General features: G+C 40.3%; 14 protein-coding genes. 1 reads left to right on the top strand and 13 read right to left on the bottom strand.

Features of this window, described 5'->3' with window-relative positions; translation table 11 throughout:
* Positions 1 to 3 precede the first annotated feature (3 nt).
* The 12 genes from VXM68_RS13370 to VXM68_RS13315 form a co-directional block, all read right to left on the bottom strand.
* Entirely contained in the window at positions 4 to 2,337 is a 2,334-nt protein-coding gene (locus VXM68_RS13370) for a mechanosensitive ion channel domain-containing protein (RefSeq protein WP_367208974.1), read from the bottom strand.
* A 119-nt stretch (positions 2,338 to 2,456) separates the two neighbouring features.
* A complete protein-coding gene (locus VXM68_RS13365; RefSeq protein ID WP_367208973.1) occupies positions 2,457 to 3,860 on the bottom strand; it encodes a radical SAM protein in 1,404 nt (467 codons plus the stop codon).
* A gap of 11 nt (positions 3,861 to 3,871) precedes the next feature.
* Positions 3,872 to 4,111 carry a hypothetical protein gene (locus VXM68_RS13360; protein ID WP_293955241.1) on the bottom strand — a complete coding sequence of 80 codons (240 nt, stop codon included), beginning with the start codon at positions 4,109 to 4,111 and terminating at the stop codon, positions 3,872 to 3,874.
* 5 nt (positions 4,112 to 4,116) lie between these two features.
* Positions 4,117 to 4,875 carry a prolipoprotein diacylglyceryl transferase gene (locus tag VXM68_RS13355; protein ID WP_293955243.1) on the bottom strand — a complete coding sequence of 253 codons (759 nt, stop codon included), beginning with the start codon at positions 4,873 to 4,875 and terminating at the stop codon, positions 4,117 to 4,119.
* A gap of 131 nt (positions 4,876 to 5,006) precedes the next feature.
* Complete coding sequence (lysA, locus tag VXM68_RS13350; RefSeq protein WP_367208972.1) at positions 5,007 to 6,167, bottom strand: diaminopimelate decarboxylase; 1,161 nt, start codon at positions 6,165 to 6,167, stop codon at positions 5,007 to 5,009.
* A gap of 15 nt (positions 6,168 to 6,182) precedes the next feature.
* A complete protein-coding gene (locus VXM68_RS13345) occupies positions 6,183 to 7,496 on the bottom strand; it encodes an aspartate kinase (RefSeq protein ID WP_367208971.1) in 1,314 nt (437 codons plus the stop codon).
* 125 nt (positions 7,497 to 7,621) lie between these two features.
* On the bottom strand, positions 7,622 to 8,569 hold the full coding sequence (locus tag VXM68_RS13340; protein ID WP_367208970.1) for a D-2-hydroxyacid dehydrogenase: 948 nt from the start codon (positions 8,567 to 8,569) through the stop codon (positions 7,622 to 7,624).
* A gap of 144 nt (positions 8,570 to 8,713) precedes the next feature.
* Positions 8,714 to 9,784, bottom strand: coding sequence for a 3-phosphoserine/phosphohydroxythreonine transaminase (gene serC / locus VXM68_RS13335; protein ID WP_293955249.1), 1,071 nt, complete (start codon positions 9,782 to 9,784; stop codon positions 8,714 to 8,716).
* Positions 9,785 to 9,971: 187 nt separating this feature from the next.
* Entirely contained in the window at positions 9,972 to 10,229 is a 258-nt protein-coding gene (locus VXM68_RS13330; protein ID WP_293955251.1) for a hypothetical protein, read from the bottom strand.
* A 55-nt stretch (positions 10,230 to 10,284) separates the two neighbouring features.
* Positions 10,285 to 11,547, bottom strand: a complete 1,263-nt coding sequence (gene icd, locus VXM68_RS13325; RefSeq protein WP_294349192.1) for an NADP-dependent isocitrate dehydrogenase — start codon at positions 11,545 to 11,547, stop codon at positions 10,285 to 10,287.
* 26 nt (positions 11,548 to 11,573) lie between these two features.
* On the bottom strand, positions 11,574 to 13,697 hold the full coding sequence (locus VXM68_RS13320) for a cation:proton antiporter (protein ID WP_293955255.1): 2,124 nt from the start codon (positions 13,695 to 13,697) through the stop codon (positions 11,574 to 11,576).
* 115 nt (positions 13,698 to 13,812) lie between these two features.
* On the bottom strand, positions 13,813 to 15,030 hold the full coding sequence (locus VXM68_RS13315) for an FtsX-like permease family protein (RefSeq protein WP_293955257.1): 1,218 nt from the start codon (positions 15,028 to 15,030) through the stop codon (positions 13,813 to 13,815).
* Between the two features lie 142 nt (positions 15,031 to 15,172).
* On the opposite strand from VXM68_RS13315, the gene fmt reads away from it, so the two are divergent.
* Positions 15,173 to 16,090: a methionyl-tRNA formyltransferase gene (gene fmt / locus VXM68_RS13310; RefSeq protein ID WP_294184764.1), complete on the top strand. Its 918-nt coding sequence runs from the start codon at positions 15,173 to 15,175 to the stop codon at positions 16,088 to 16,090.
* Positions 16,091 to 16,095: 5 nt separating this feature from the next.
* On the opposite strand, the gene VXM68_RS13305 is transcribed toward fmt, so the two are convergent.
* Positions 16,096 to 16,308 carry a helix-turn-helix transcriptional regulator gene (locus VXM68_RS13305; protein ID WP_209575684.1) on the bottom strand — a complete coding sequence of 71 codons (213 nt, stop codon included), beginning with the start codon at positions 16,306 to 16,308 and terminating at the stop codon, positions 16,096 to 16,098.
* Positions 16,309 to 16,693 lie beyond the last annotated feature (385 nt).

Here is a 16,693-nt window from a genome sequence, read left to right as displayed (position 1 = left end):
GAATTAACTTTTGGGCGGCACCACACTGTAGAACTTCAAACCCTCCGCTTCAAATTTTTTATATAATATGAGTAATACATCATTTTTAAAGGCTGAGGTATTGCCAGCAGAGTTTACCCAGCCGGACACGCTCAGATAAATCATCTCTTCACTGATATCCTGTATACTGATGCCGCTATCTCTATCTTTGATAAAATGAGCGCTACTTTCCATCGCGTCCTTAATCCATTGTTTGGCTTGATCCAAATCTGCTTTCCGATCGATGTGGAGCACAAAACTTGTCTTGCTGTATTCTTGGGATAAGGTCCAGTTGACAAGCCTTCCTGAAAGCAAATCACCGTTTGGAATGATAACATCAGCACCATCACCCGTTTTTAAAACGCTGGCACGTATACCGATCTCCTTAACACGCCCTTTTTTATCGGCAAGCTCAATTTGATCCCCCACCCGAAAGGGCTTGTCGAAAACCAAAATAATACCTGACACAAAATTATTGATGATATTCTGCATCCCCAGACCGACACCAACACTCAGCGCTCCAATGACAACGGTCAATTTATCCAAACTCATACCCAGCGCAGAAACCGCCATAAAAAAACCAATTAGAATAATTGCCAACCGAAATAGCGGAAATAGCGTCATCTTCTGATTATAGGCCTGGCTAATTTGGCCGTCTTCGCCTCCAAGTACGATTAAACTAATATTTTTTTGAAACCACTGCGCAACTAAAAGCAGTAAGATAGCCACAACAAGATTACCCAATGTGAACGATATACTACCAATACTGCGAACTTTACCAAAAAAGACTTCACTAACGGCCAATAATGTTTCAATAAACTGCAGATTATTGGCTAGCACGATGATTGCTAAAAGTATACAAACGACCCGAAGAAACTGAGTGATGATCACCAACGTGCGCTGCTCATTGAACCGCATCCAGAACCCCAACGTGAGGCGATCCTTTTTAAACTGATTACGGACATCAGCCTTAATCATGTCTGCGAAGTATTGTAATGTAAACGACTGCACCAAACCGACGGCACAGGCTATACTGAAACTCCGAGAGTACTCCACATGACCAATGACATTCAATGTTATTGCCGTAATATTTAAAATAGCGAAAATGACATAGATAAAGTTGCTGATGTATCCCGGACTTTGCGCATTTTTTATGCGCCGTTTTGTATAACTGACGAGCCCAAGAGCAATCAGATTAAAAACAATGCAAATGATCCTCGGGAAGAGATCATCACTTACAATTATATTGACAAAAATATCAAGTACATAGAATACAATGAGAATAATGGCTATTTTACGCTGTAGCCCTGTCATACGCTGTCTTAATAAAAACATAAAGATCAACAGGATGATCAACTGGGAAGCCTGCAAAATAAAACTCGGCGTAAAAAAGTTTACAAAAGGCAATAAAGTCAGTAGAAAAATGATTGTCTTCCCGACAATAGCATCAATAGCAAGTTGATGTTCAGGATCATATTGTCTAAGAATATAGGACACCCGTGCTATCCAATAGCAATAGCCCAAACCCAGTATAATGAGCAGGATACGGCTTGCCCAGTCTGTCCTATTGACATATTTATCGATCGAACTATTATTGCTGTAATTTGTACGGATATTATTAATTAGCACATCCTTTGAAATTGCAGTCGTATTCGCTTTCCAGATTGAACGCTTGCCTGCTACCGTATCTACCCGCTTAATATCCCCTTTTAGCGCATCAACATCATCTAATCGAACCAAATGCCGTTGATTCTTTACAATCAGTTCATCGATGGTCCGATTGATCTGCTCTAGGGAGTCCATCTTAACCGCAAGTTTAGCCTGTGCGTTATCGAGGTACTGGTATGCACGGCTATGGTTGTTGGCATTGATATTGTATTGGCTGATCAGGTTTCTGATTTGATCTTGCGCACCGTTGAGACTAGTTGAATAATTACTGATACTGCCTTTAATGGACTTCAGCTGGCGGATCTCTTCTTGAATACTATTTTTTATTGCAGCAATACTATCTTTCGCTGATCCCGCATCTGTACTCATGTAAGCGTTAGACTTTTCATTCAACTGCGCGACAAATTCGGCTAACGAAGATGTGCGGATGTTAGCTAGAAAAGTCAGGTTAACCTTCTTCAAGTCATTGCGCAACGAATCGCTTCCGACACGGGTTGAATCCGAACTGGGCCGTCTATTTTGGTTGGCGTGCGACGTCCGGTCGATACTCAAAGTTCGCCTTAATTGAACCGAATCTTGCGCAGAGACGTACAACTGAAAAGCCAACAGGCTGACAACAAAAACTAAATGCTTAAAAATCCCCAATTTCATACTGCTTACTTTATTATCGCTTTTTTCGCTCCGATCCATAAGCCAAGTGCCCCACACGCAGCTGGAAAATCCAGAAAATGACCTGACCCGCTTTTTCGACAAAAATAGCGTATATAACACTAAAATCGAATAGCCTCTGATAATTTAAGTTCTTCCAAACGATTCAATTTATCATCACGATAAAATAAATTCATTGTTTCAAATGGAATTATCTTCAAATCTTTATTGACAATATGCACACAGGATTTTTTGACAGCGCGAACGTCAAAATCGTAAGCATCCATAAAATTCATGATGATGATGCGAAAAAGGTTATCGTAGTCGAGATCGGGAGCACAAACCTCTGGCAGACAGCAAAGCAGCTGATTAACTTTTGGTTTGACGCTGTCTACGGAAATTCCTGTACTAAAAATATCGAGCAACTGCATCTGTACCCCCTTGTCCTGCTCATAGACAATGGTGTTGCGCGACTGATTATTCAACAGCAGAGCAGGATCAATATGTCGGGTTAACGGTATCCGTTCATCTCCTATCTTCAATATATAGCCCATAGCCAACGCATCTGGATTGCAAGGTACAGGGATAATATCGTGAGGATCCAACAATGGACACTGATTCAATATTTCTTGACGTACTTCAGTAAGCGTCATTTTATGATGATGCGCATCGGTCGCATTTCTACCCGCAATTTCTACCGGCTGGAAAGTTACCCCCCTAACGCATTGCTGTTTTAAGGCATAATCCAATATTTCTCCTATTTCATCATCGTTGGTTCCTTTTTCCAAGACGACGACCAAGGTTGTACTTAAATTGAGTGCATTTAATTTTTCAATAGCCTTTTTTCGAATATCCGAAAGATCTTTGCCCCGGAATTTCTCAAGCACTGATGGGCGAAAGGAATCGAACTGAAGATAGACTTCAAATTCAGGCGCATAGGTGGCAAGTTGCTCCGCAAAACCGGGATCATTGGCAATCCGGATACCATTCGTATTGAGCATCAGATGCTTGATGGGTTTCGTTTTAGCGATATCTAAAATCTTAAAAAAATCAGGGTGAATGGTTGGTTCCCCGCCGCTGATCTGAACCACATCTGGTTCGCCTTCACTTGCTACAATTTTATCCAACATACGCTCAATCTCCTCCAGTGATCGATGCCGTCCATAATGGGGAGAAGACATGGCGTAACAGGTGGGACAGGTCAAATTGCAGCGATCGGTCACCTCAATGATCGACAGGCAACTGTGCTGCTCATGATCGACACATAGGCCACAATCGTAAGGGCACCCATAATGTACTTCATTGTCAAATTTCAAAGGTGTCTCCGAAGCCTTATTATAATTTCGAATATTTTTATAATAGTCCACATCGGTAGCAATCAGCGTTTTGAAAAATCCGTGCTCAGGACAGTTTTTTGTCATAAAAACCTGTTCATCCTCAATAATAATCTTTGCACCAACACGCGAAAGGCATGTTGGACATAAGCTGATGGTGTAATCGTAGTATGTATAGTTTCTAACGGGCATAAAGCTAATCTCTAGTTCATAAAGGTAAGTCCACAGGCAAGTCCCCCTGCCAACATTGCTCCGATTCCGCCCAACAATACTTTAAGCCAGGGATTAACATTGAATTTTGATTCTTTATTTCCAGCTTTAATAATCGAGCCGATAATAATAACCAAAAGTGCAATACCGATCACAATAGCCCCTACAGTAAGTAGAAAAAGTCCCAACATTGCCGTACTTTCCGATCCAAATGATCCTTCAAGCAAATACATAATTCCTATTTTTTGATGAAACGTTCACTTTTTAATAAATAAATATAATAAATTATCACCACGATGCACGTAATTTGTATGGTACTAAGGCCGAAAAGAATAATCGCCCGCGGTTTTATAAAATCCAACACAAAACGAAAGCTAAAATAACTGAGCATAAAAAGCTGAAATAATACCCCTTTATGATAATTGTAGCGTGTTTTAAAGTATTGGAGCGCTGTAAATAAAAGAAGTAGATATGCAATTTCATACAGGGCCACAGGATGCCGTTTATAAGCATCACCGAGATGCATCCCAAGCGGACATTCGGTAGGTAGGCCATAGGTTTGTTCGAAGACTCCTGTATAAAAGCAACCAACTCTACCAATTGCGATGGCGACAATCAGAGGGAATACCATCAGATCGCCCGTGCTCTCTTTTTTTCCCATGAGCTTTTTCATCCCTTCCACCGCAACCAAACCTCCCGCCAAACCACCGATTATCGTATTGTTCACCCAGATGTAAGCCCATTTATGTGTCGCACTGAGCAATTCAGCCGGGCGCTCGAGGGAACCGATAAGATGTGACCCGATGAGCGCGCCCACTCCAGCTGCGATGACAATAAGCAGTGAATTGCTATGCCCCAGGCTTTCCTGATCCTTCCATTTGAGCAACTGATAATAGCGCATACCAATAAACATGCCCAGCCCTTCCATAAAAGGATGTAGGAGAAATGTTTTTCCAAACAGATCGATCGTTACTGGAAATTCGATTGTTATTAGCATAAACAAGTATACAAAAGACAATCAATAAAATGATGAACAAAAGTTTCTCCACATAGGACAAAACTCTTAAAACCAAAAAGCCAGTCTGAAGAACAGACTGGCTTTTAAATAAATATTTTAAAAATGGGAGCTTATAGCTGATTGCTATACACAAATCGGATTTCCTCACGTAGGTTATAACGCGAGGCCATCACTTCGCCATAAGCACCTGCAGAACGAATGGCAATTAAGTCGCCACGTTTTGAAACGGGAAGTGGCACTTCCTTACCAAAGCAATCGGACGATTCACAGATCGGTCCAACAACATCGTAATTAATGTATTCGGCAGTGTCTGTCGCACTGATATTTTCAATTTTATGATAGGCCTGATACAAGGCCGGGCGCATTAATTCCGTCATTCCCGCATCCAATACCAGAAAGTTTTTCTTCACACCGTTTTTGACATATAGCACGCGGCTAACGAGGCTTCCACACTGCGCGACCAAAGCTCTTCCCAACTCAAAATGCACTTCTTGATGTGCTGTACGCTCCAGGAACCGGTCGAAAATATCAAAATAGGCTTCAAAATCAGGAATTGCATTTCCATCAGGATTTTTATAATCAATCCCCAGTCCACCGCCAACATTCAATACACGGATTTGTGTACCACGCTCCTCAAACCAGTTTTTCCACTCATTGACCTTCACACATAGACTTTTGAATACCGTCATATCCGTAATCTGCGAACCTACATGAAAATGCAAGCCTACCAATTCAATGCATTCGCATCTTTTAAGCACAGCGGCACATTTCTCCAAATCTGCATTGGGTACGCCGAATTTGTTTTCATCAAGCCCCGTGGTGATATAATGGTGGGTGTGTGCATCCACATTTGGGTTGATCCGTAAAGCCACATTTGCTTTTACACCTTTCTTTGAGGCAAGCTCATTGATGACCTCAAGCTCCTGAATGGATTCCACATTAAAAGCAAAAATATTTTGATCGAGCGCATAATTGATTTCCTTATCAGATTTACCAACTCCTGCAAAAGTGACTTTCTTGGAATCAAAGCCGCATTCAATGGCTTTCTTTACCTCATTGCCACTCACACAATCCGCACCAAAGCCGACCGCTTGAATCGCCTTCAATAACTCGTCATTAAAATTGGCCTTTAATGCATAGTGAACATGAAATCCCCGTTTGTGGGACGCAGCATGCGCAGCCTCCAAGGTCTTGCTTAACACATTCAGATCATAATAATAAAACGGCGTTTCATTCTCTGCAAACTTCGCCGCGATACCTGTATTTATCATATAAAAACCTACTTCTTAAAATAAACGATTGTGCAATGAACGTAATGCTTCTGTTTTATGATCTGAATTCAATAGAATCGACACGTTAAAGTCTGAACCACCGTAAGAAATCATACGAACTGGAAGGTGTTTTACAGCGTCAAGTACACGAGCAGCATAACCGTGGCTATTCAAACCAAAATCGCCTACAACGCATACAATAGTCTGATCACCATCCACTGTGACCGAGCCAAAATCTTCCACTTCTTTAATAATATCAGCCAGGTTTTTGGTATCATCAATCGTCAATGATACCGCCACTTCCGACGTTGTGATCATATCGATTGGAGTTTTGTAACGCTCGAATATTTCAAAAACGCGACGTAAGAAGCCATAAGCAAGGAGCATTCTCGAGGAATGGATATGGATTGCCGTGATACCATCCTTCGCGGCGATGGCACGGATACAGCCTTTCTGAGCACCGTCTTTACTGATCAATGTACCCTTAGCATTCGGTTCCATGGTATTCAACAACCGTACAGGGACATTATATTTTTGCGCTGGGAATACCGATTGCGGATGTAAAATTTTAGCCCCGAAATAAGCCAGCTCGGCAGCCTCATCAAAACTCAGGTGTGCAATTGGTGTTGTACCTTTCACGACACGTGGATCATTGTTGTGCATGCCATCGATATCTGTCCAGATCTGAACCTCATCAGCGCGGATCGCAGCCCCGATCAAAGATGCTGTATAATCCGACCCACCACGGCGCAAATTATCGATTTCGCCGAACGAGTTTCTACAAATAAATCCCTGCGTGATAAATAATGTATTTGCTGGACTCTGGGTCAGAATATGGCTCAGCTTTTCGCCGATATACTCGACCATAGGCTCGTTGTCCTCATCGATTTTCATAAAATCTAAAGCCGGTAACAACACGGATTTGATACCAATTTCATTCAAGTAAAAATGCCATAAAGCGGTCGACATTAATTCGCCCTGTGCTAGAATAACTTTTTCTTCGATAGGTGTAAATAATTCATTGGCTAAGGTAGAAATCAGATTAAAATGGTAATCGATCAATTCTTTACCATTTTTGTACCCCTGCTCAGTACTGAAAAGTTCTTTAATAAGGTCTTCGTACTTATCCTTATGCTTCTTGACCAAATCTTTAGCTTCGTCCTTCTTACCTGCTGTGTAAGCTTGACCTATTTCAACCAAAGCATTTGTCGTTCCAGCAACTGCGGACAATACGACGATCTGACGTTCAGCAGGGTTTACAATATCCAACAACCCTTTGATACGTGCTGCACTTCCCACGGAAGTACCACCAAATTTTAAAACTTTCATACTGAAGTTACAATTATTAAATTTCTGTGTGCCAATATAGGCAATTCATGAATTTATATTAAAAAAAATGCGGCACAAAATCATGAAAGTTTTGTGCCGCATATCTTATATGTTATGCGGAAGAATTACTTCTTCAAGTTTTCGATCAGTAGACCGGCCAATTCTTCGCCGATTCTTTCTTGAGCTTCATTGGTTGCCGCCCCAATATGTGGCGTCAACGAAATTTTTGGATGTTTTAAGATCTCTTCGCGTGGAGTAGGTTCATTATCGAATACATCTAAACCGGCGAATGCAACTTTACCCGAATCCAATGCTTTCACTAATTCCAACTCATCAATAACGCCGCCTCTCGAAGCATTAACCAAGCCAACACCATCTTTCAATAATGGGAACTCTGCAGCTCCGATAGCTGGTTTATCCAAAAATGGAACGTGTAAAGAGATAAAATCTGAAACTTTAAATAAGTTGTCCATCTCCACTTGTTGAATAGGTACCTCAACTTGAATACCACCTGAAAGTGTTATGGTCAATGTTTCTGGTCCTTCGAACAAATCCGTGTAAACCACATCCATCCCCAGACCAATGGCGATTTTGGCAACTTCTCGACCGATACGACCAAATCCAACGATACCGATCGTTTTACCACGAAGCTCAGTACCAGCTCCATAAGCTTTTTTAAGGGCGCCAAATTTTGTATTACCCTCAACAGGCATTTTTCTATTAGAATCGTATAAGAAACGTACACCATTCAATAGGTGAGCAAAAACCAGCTCAGCAACTGATAAAGAAGATGCTGCAGGGGTATTGACAACAGCAATCCCTTTTGAACGGGCATAGTCTACATCAATATTATCCATGCCTACTCCACCACGGCCGATAACTTTCAAGTTAGGGCAGCCATCAATCAGGGCCTGACGTACTTTAGTTGCACTACGTACCGTGATTGCATCATAAGCAAGGAGCTTTTCTGGAAGCTCTTCTTGCGGAATATGAGTTGTATCTACACTATGACCTGCATCTTCCAACATTTTCTTTCCTAGTGGATCGATACCGTCATTCGCTAATATTTTCATCTTTATAATTCGTTTTTAAAAGTATCAGTAACATTCAACTTATCCGAAGACCTATCACGTGAAAAGATCTGACCTCGTTAATTCTTCATCTAAAAATCATGGTTTGTTTGCCACTATTTCAATTTCGGCGACATCCATGAGGCCTTAGGCCGTATGCGTGTCTTCAAATTCTTTCATGGCATCAATCAGTGCGTTTACACTACTTAATGGCAGCGCATTGTAGATAGAAGCTCTAAATCCACCTACGGAACGGTGACCTTTGATTCCGATCAAATTACGCTCTTTTGCCAAAGCCAAAAATTCAGCTTCCAACTCTGGTGTATCCATTACAAAAGTAACATTCATGCGTGAACGATCTTCAACAGCTGCAGTACCTTTGAACAATGGGTTACGGTCGATTTCATCGTATAAAGCACGTGCTTTGATGATATTCTCTTGTTCCAATACAGGCACACCACCTTTTGCTTTTAACCAGCGTAGGTTCAACATCGAAACAAAGATGGAGTATACAGGCGGTGTATTATACATTGAACCACCAGCTATCTGCAATTGATAATCCAACATCGATGGAAGAACACGTCCTGACTTACCTAGAATATCATCTTTGACAATGACAAGTGTAACGCCAGCAGGCCCCATATTTTTTTGCGCTCCTGCATAGATCAAATCGTAATCTGCAACGTTGATTTCCCGTGAGAAAATATCTGAAGACATATCCACCACTACTGGCAACGTCGTAGCAGGCTTTTCAAAGACTTCAGTACCATAAATAGTATTGTTAGCTGTATAATGAAAATATGCAGCATCTGTTGGGATGGTATATCCCTTAGGGATGTAGGAATAATTTTTATCAATCGACGAAGCGACAACATCTACTGTACCGAATTTTTTAGCTTCTTTTAATGCTTTTGTCGCCCACACACCAGTATCCAAATAAGCAGCCTTACCTCCTTCAGGTAAAAGATTCAAAGGTGCCATCGCAAACTGCAAGCTGGCGCCACCCTGAAGGAAAAGAATCGAATATCCTTGCGGTACTGCCAATAACTCTCTTACTAATTGTGTTGCTTCATCGATCACTGCTTCAAACTCTTTGGAACGGTGAGAGATCTCTAAAATTGATAAACCTGTGTTGTTAAAATCAATTACAGCTTCTGAGGCTTGTTGAAATACTTCCTTTGGCAGAATACATGGACCTGCTCCAAAATTATGTTTCATTGATGTTATAGTTTGTTTGATTGCTTTTTTTTAACCCTAGTAAAGCAACCTGTTGTTTTAAAAACCAAAGTTAAAATAAAATTATATATTTTTCAACTAATGTGTTTTTTTATTGAAATTTTAAAAAATTACAAATGATTTCAATAAAAAGATCGCACAAAAAACACCAGATCTAGTACGAAAAACATCAGATAAGCAGTACGCGCCAGGCCATATCTAACTGATTATCTTGCAAATAATACTTTGCTTTTAACTGTAGATGGGTATTGCGGGCGGATTGATCGCCAATAAAGGCATTTAACAATTCGTAAATTTCGGGAAGGCTCGTGATCTCATCGACTTCCTGAGGCGTCGGTAAACGTTCGATCTGAGCTAACTTAATCTTATCATTTTCAGTAAAAATATTCGATTCCCTTACAAAAACCGGCAGTTGATTGTAATCCATAAAAAAGCAGAAATTTTATACTAATTTCTGCTTAATATCTCAAAAAAGAAAATGCTTAAATTTTTTCAATCATCCGATCTGCAAATTCACTTGTTTTGACTAATGTGGCATCATCCATCAAATTATAAAAATCTATCGTCACCGTCTTGGCCATTATTGTCTCGCCCAAGGCCCTAACAATGGCGTCCGCAGCCTCATTCCAACCCAGGTATTGCAACAGCATGACACCGCTCAAAATCACCGATGAGGGGTTCATGGTATCGGTATTGGCAAATCTTGGCGCAGTACCATGGGTCGCTTCAAAAACGGCATGCCCAGTCTTAAAATTAATATTTGCCCCGGGGGCTATACCTATCCCCCCTACCATTGCTGCCAAAGCATCTGAAATATAATCACCATTCAGATTTAAGGTAGCGACCACCGAAAAATCACGTGGATTGAGCAGAATTTGCTGTAAAAAATTATCCGCGATGATATCTTTAATTAAAATTTTTCCCGATTCTAGGGCATCTTTCTGTTCTTGATTGGCAACCTCCTCACCCTTATCAGCCTTTGTGCGCTCCCATTGCCCCCAGGTATAGGTATGATCGGAAAATTCCTTCTCAGCAACATCATAGCCCCATAACTTAAATGCCCCCTCGGTAAACTTCATGATATTCCCTTTGTGAACGATCGTCACGGAAGGTAAACTTTGATGAATAGCGTGTGCTATAGCTGCGCGAACCAATCGCTTAGACCCTTCCTCAGAAACTAATTTAACGCCGACTCCTGTTGTCGCCGAAAATCCATAGTCGATATCAAGCTCATCGTGCAAAAAATCCTGAAGTTTATTCGCTTCAGCTGTACCCGCCTGAAATTCTATTCCCGCATAAATATCCTCCGTATTTTCCCGAAAGATAACCATATCCACATATTCCGGATGTTTAACAGGTGAAGGAACTCCTCTAAACCATTTGGTAGGACGCTGACAAACATACAGATCCAGATCCTTGCGCAATGCAACATTTAACGAACGAATACCGCCCCCAACCGGTGTTGTTAACGGTCCTTTGATGCCAACCAGATATTCTTTCAATATATTCAACGTTTCTTTTGGTAGCCATTCACCCGTTTCTTTGAAGGCCTTTTCTCCTGCCAACACCTCTTTCCATGTTATTTTACGCTGTCCACCATACTCTTTTTCTACCGCCTTATCGAACACACGAACGGCCGCATGCCAAAGGTCAGGACCTATACCGTCACCAATAATAAAAGGAATTGTTGGGAAATCTGGCACCTGCAAGACGCCTTCGCTTGACATTGTAATCTTATTTGACATAACCTTCAATTTTAACGGACAAATTACTATCCCTTGTTAAACATATTTCCAATTTCTTTGCTAATCTTTCTAAAGATTGGAGCAGCTTCTACATCTTCATACTCATCGATGTGTGCATTTTCAATTCTACTAGGGAACACCAAAACAAGATTTTCGTTTGCATATATCCGATCTAATTTCTTTGCTACGCCATCCAATGAATCGCGATAAGAAACTTCACCATTTCTGGCAGAAACGAAAATGATCATCGCCCCTTCTTCCTTAAACGCTTTAAGCCCCTGCAAATTGTCCCAGGCATTGTAATGTTTAAAAGTAACGGGAACAGAATTTTTCAACTCGACAAGATATTCTTCAATCGCGGCAGCAGAGCGCTCATCGACAACAAAAGTGATGGGAATGGACAATTCCTGAGCAAGCTTGACAACCTTTTCCAGCCAGTACTCAAAACCAAATTCGGCCTCACACATCGGCGGGGCAAAAACGATAATAGACTTGTTGGAGATAAAGGGTTTTTTAAAATGACATAACATTACATTCGCTGAAGTTCGATTTAAAATACTTTCCGTTTTCTCCCCGACAAACTTATCCATAAAATTGGCCGCACTCGGCCAGCCCAAAACAATACAGTTGGCAGAAACTTCCTTTGCAGACCTCGCCACGCCGCTGGCAATATTCAAGTCTATTGTTGCACTGATAGTAACACTTGTCTCACTTCCAGAGGCATAACGCACCATGTTATCCAGATTTTTCCGTGCCTTTGACATGTTCAATTGTGCCTGTTCGTTATCCTTCACAACCGAAACAATACTAACGGGATACGAACACTTCTTACTCTTAATGTAGGTTGAAAAATCAAGAATAGGCTCCATATTATCCATATTAGCGATCGATATGAGAATGTTTTCGTCTTTTTCCTTCACTATATCGGTATGTTCTTCATCCTGTTCTCCGTCCATCACCACTTTACGTGAAGCATTCCCCGTAACCACTGTTGCGACAATGCAGGTAACCAAAATCAACAAGATCGTTCCATTGAGTACGTTTTCATCAATAATTCCATTCTTATGGCCAACCATGATAACAGCCAATGTTGCCGCAGCATGTGCACTACTCAACCCAAATATTAGATTGCGCTGACCACGGCTATATTTAAAAACAATCTGTGTCAACCAGGCCGCCACATATTTCCCGACGATCGCCACAACCGTGAGCGTCCCCGCGATTATAAGCGCTTGTGGACCTTTCAGAATCACACTCACATCGACAATCATCCCTACCGATATCAAGAAAAAGGGAATGAAAATTGCATTTCCAATAAACTCAATCCGATTCATCAAAGCGGAAGAATGAGGAATCAGTTTGTTCAGTGCCAAACCTGCCACGAATGCTCCAATAATAGGTTCGAGGCCCGCAATTTCAGCTAAAAAAGCAGCAAAAAATACCACGGAAAGAACAAAAATATAATTGGAGGTCTTTTCACTCCCCAGACGTTCAAAAAACCATTTTGCAATGCGTGGAATAACACCAAACATGATAAACAGGAAGATAGCGAAGGAAATTGCCAGCGTTATCCAAAACTCATTTCCAATATTCCCCTGAGACACTCCCGTAATGACAGCGAGTATAATTAACACAGCCGTATCCGTCAGGATTGTTCCACCGATCGTAATGGCAACAGCTTCCATTTTCGAAATACCATAACTGTTTACAATGGGATAGGAAACCAATGTGTGGGTAGCGAACATACTCGAAATCAACAAACTTGGCAATACACCGTATCCGAGTAATAAGTGACAGACCGGATAACCAATGCTGATCGGAACAATGAATGTGAGGAAGCCAAAAAGCAGACTTTTGTTCTTGGTCTTTTTAAATTCATTCATATCTAACTCGAGCCCGGCGATAAACATGATATAGAGAAGACCTATTGTTGAAAATAATGTAATAGCCGAATTTTTTTCCAGCCAATTTAGTCCATGCGGGCCAATAATCACACCCGATATAATCAATCCTATAATACCCGGAACCTTAATCGGGCGTAGTACAATAGGTGATAATAGTATAATAAAAAGTACCAGAGAAAATATAAGTACAGGATTTTGTAAAGGCGCTTCGAAAGCGTGGGAAATATGCTCAAAAGTTTTATTCATAAGTGCTTGTATACTAACCGTAAAACATAACTACTTATTTTTCTATACAGCTCGAAAAATAGTTAACAACACTAAAAATACGATTTTTTTTAGAATGCGGTGTCTAAAAATAGTGCTACTTAAAAGAAATTGCCTTAATTGGATTAATCTTGGTAATTAACATAGAGGGAATGAACAATGAAATCATCCCAATAAATACAACGGCCAAATTGACTAAAATTACATCAGACCACTGCAGCTTAACAGCGACATAGGAGATGTAATAGGTTTTCTCGTCCAGCTTAAAAAAGTGGGTAAAGTCTTGTAAAAAGTAGAAGCCCAAACCGATCAGGTTACCAATTAACAATCCAAGACCGATCAGGTACAGCGCGCTATACATGAAGACCCGACGAATTCCAGCATTGTGATACCCTAGTGCCTTTAAAATACCGATCATCGATGTGCGCTCCAGAATGGTGATCAACAGCGCTGAAATCATATTAATGATAGCGACGACAGTCATCAATATAAAAATGATCTTGGTATTCATATCCAACAATTCCAGCCACTGAAAAATATCCGGCACCTGATCCTTAATATTGATGGCCTGCATATCAATGGGCAACAGTTCTTCCACCTTATTGGTTGTCTGTGCAAGCTGACTAAAATCTTTAATTCTAATCTCATAACCGCCCACTTCATGATCGTCGAGGTTACTTAGTTTGCGAATCACATGCAGCGATCCGATTACATAAACCTTATCTAACTCTTCAGAACCCGTATTAAAAATTCCTTTTATGACAAATTTACGTTTACGGATTGGATCCTGAACGAAATACATGATAAAGTCATCACCAACTTTCAGCAATAATCGATCTGCAAGATATTTGGATACCAAAATCTGATTATCGGCATCGTCTGATTTAAAGTCTATCATATTCCCTTCAATCAGCATACGCTGAAAGGGCTGTTGATTATACAATGAATCGATACCTTTAAGCACTACGCCTTCAACCTCATTATTTACATTAATAATCCCTGCCTTAGTCGCAAAAGAACTGATCGAACTCACTTCTGGAATAGCCAGTATTGACTTTTGAAGCTTTGGCGTAAGCGAAATGGCGGCATTCTCATATGACTTATTGAGGTCGTAACGTAGCACCAGTACATCTGCAAAAAAGCTTCTTTGCTTACTTATAATTTCGTCTTTGAATCCACGCAATACTGCAATAGAGATAATTATTGCTGCAATTGCAAGAGCAATAGCACCAATAGTTACCCGAACGATCAATTTTGAAAACGTTCTCTTGCCAGAAAATGCAATCCGATTTGCTAAAAAATAAGGAAAATTCAAGCTTTAAATATATTTATGTAACTTCGCAAAGTTATAAAAATTTGTTAGTCTCAAAACTGAAATGACAAATAATTAGGTGTTTTGTAGCAGGTCATTCCAGGACCCGTTAGGACACGTGCTTAAAGAGTTTAAAAAAAATATGATGCGTATTATTTTCATGGGTACTCCCGATTTTGCTGTCGCTTCACTGGAGGCACTTATTCAATCTGGCGAACAAGTCGTAGCTGTAGTAACGGTTCCGGACAAACCTGCTGGGCGGGGACAAAAAATACACGAGTCGGCCGTAAAAATATTTGCTAAGCAACATAACATTCCTGTTCTCCAGCCGGTCAAGCTGCGCGACGAATCTTTTTTAAACGAACTGAAGAGTTACCAAGCGGACCTACAGGTTGTAGTTGCTTTTCGCATGCTTCCTGAAGTTGTGTGGAATATGCCTAAATTTGGAACAATCAATGTTCATGCCTCTCTTCTACCACAATATAGAGGGGCAGCACCTATTAATCATGCGATTATAAATGGAGAGAAAGAATCCGGAGTAACCACCTTCTTACTGCAACACGAAATCGACACCGGCAATATTTTATTGGCAAAAAAAGTAACGATCAAAGACACCGATAATGCGGGCGATCTTCATGACAACCTCATGGTTGCTGGAGCAGAAACGCTTCTTCAAACTATCCAACAATTAAAAACAGGAACTTTACAGCCTAAGCCGCAAGAAGTCCTCGCAACGGACGAGCCTTTAAAACATGCGCCAAAAATTTTTAAAGAAGACTGTAAAATAAATTGGGATCAACCAACAGAAAAGGTCTACAACTTCATTCGTGGATTAAGCCCCTACCCCGCTGCGTTTACGCTGTTAAATGAAAAGGTATTGAAAATCTATGAGGCGAAAAAAGAAACGGTCAATACCCCAACTGTGCCAGGCACACTGGCCACCGATAAAAAAAGTTTCTTAAAGATTGCGACTCAAGATGGATACCTTATTATCTCTGACCTTCAGCTGGAAGGCAAAAAAAGAATGCATATCGTGGATTTTCTAAAAGGCTATCGATTTTAGCCTTTCTAGTCTCCACCATCATCGTATTGCAGCAGATCACCGGGCTGGCAGTCTAATGCTTTGCATATCGCTTCAAGGGTGTCTAATCGCAATGCCTTTGCTTTTTGGTTCTTAATGATTGAAAGATTAGACAATGTAATTCCGACTTTGTCACTCAATTGATTGAGTGACATCTTTTTCTCTTTCATTATTCTATCCAAGTGAATTAAGATTGGCATAATATAATTTTTATTCTTTAAAATTTATTAATGTCATTGGTAAAACAAAAACACGCACAGTTTTGTTTTATCATAAAATTATCATTTTAAAATAAATTTCGAAAAATTAGAATGGCAACATGAATCAACTATTGGACCGTTACATTGTAAATAACAAGAAAAAATTAAACCCTTTAGCACTTTAGCAGTCAAATAGTTGAATACGATTAGTGGTAAATATAAGAAAAAAAACATTAAAATGGAATAGTTTTTGATAGCTTTAAATTCCATTTCAAAAAACCTTAACTCATTAAATATGAGTGGTTAGTTAATCAATTTTCCATTAATAATTCAAAAAATTTTCGTATTTTCGCAAACATTTCTTAGAGAGGAGAATTAATAAAAA

It is taken from the genome of Sphingobacterium sp. R2 (assembly GCF_040760075.1).
In the GTDB taxonomy this organism is placed as follows: domain Bacteria; phylum Bacteroidota; class Bacteroidia; order Sphingobacteriales; family Sphingobacteriaceae; genus Sphingobacterium.
Note: the sequence above shows the minus strand (reverse complement) of the source record. Positions and strands in the feature narration are given on the sequence as shown.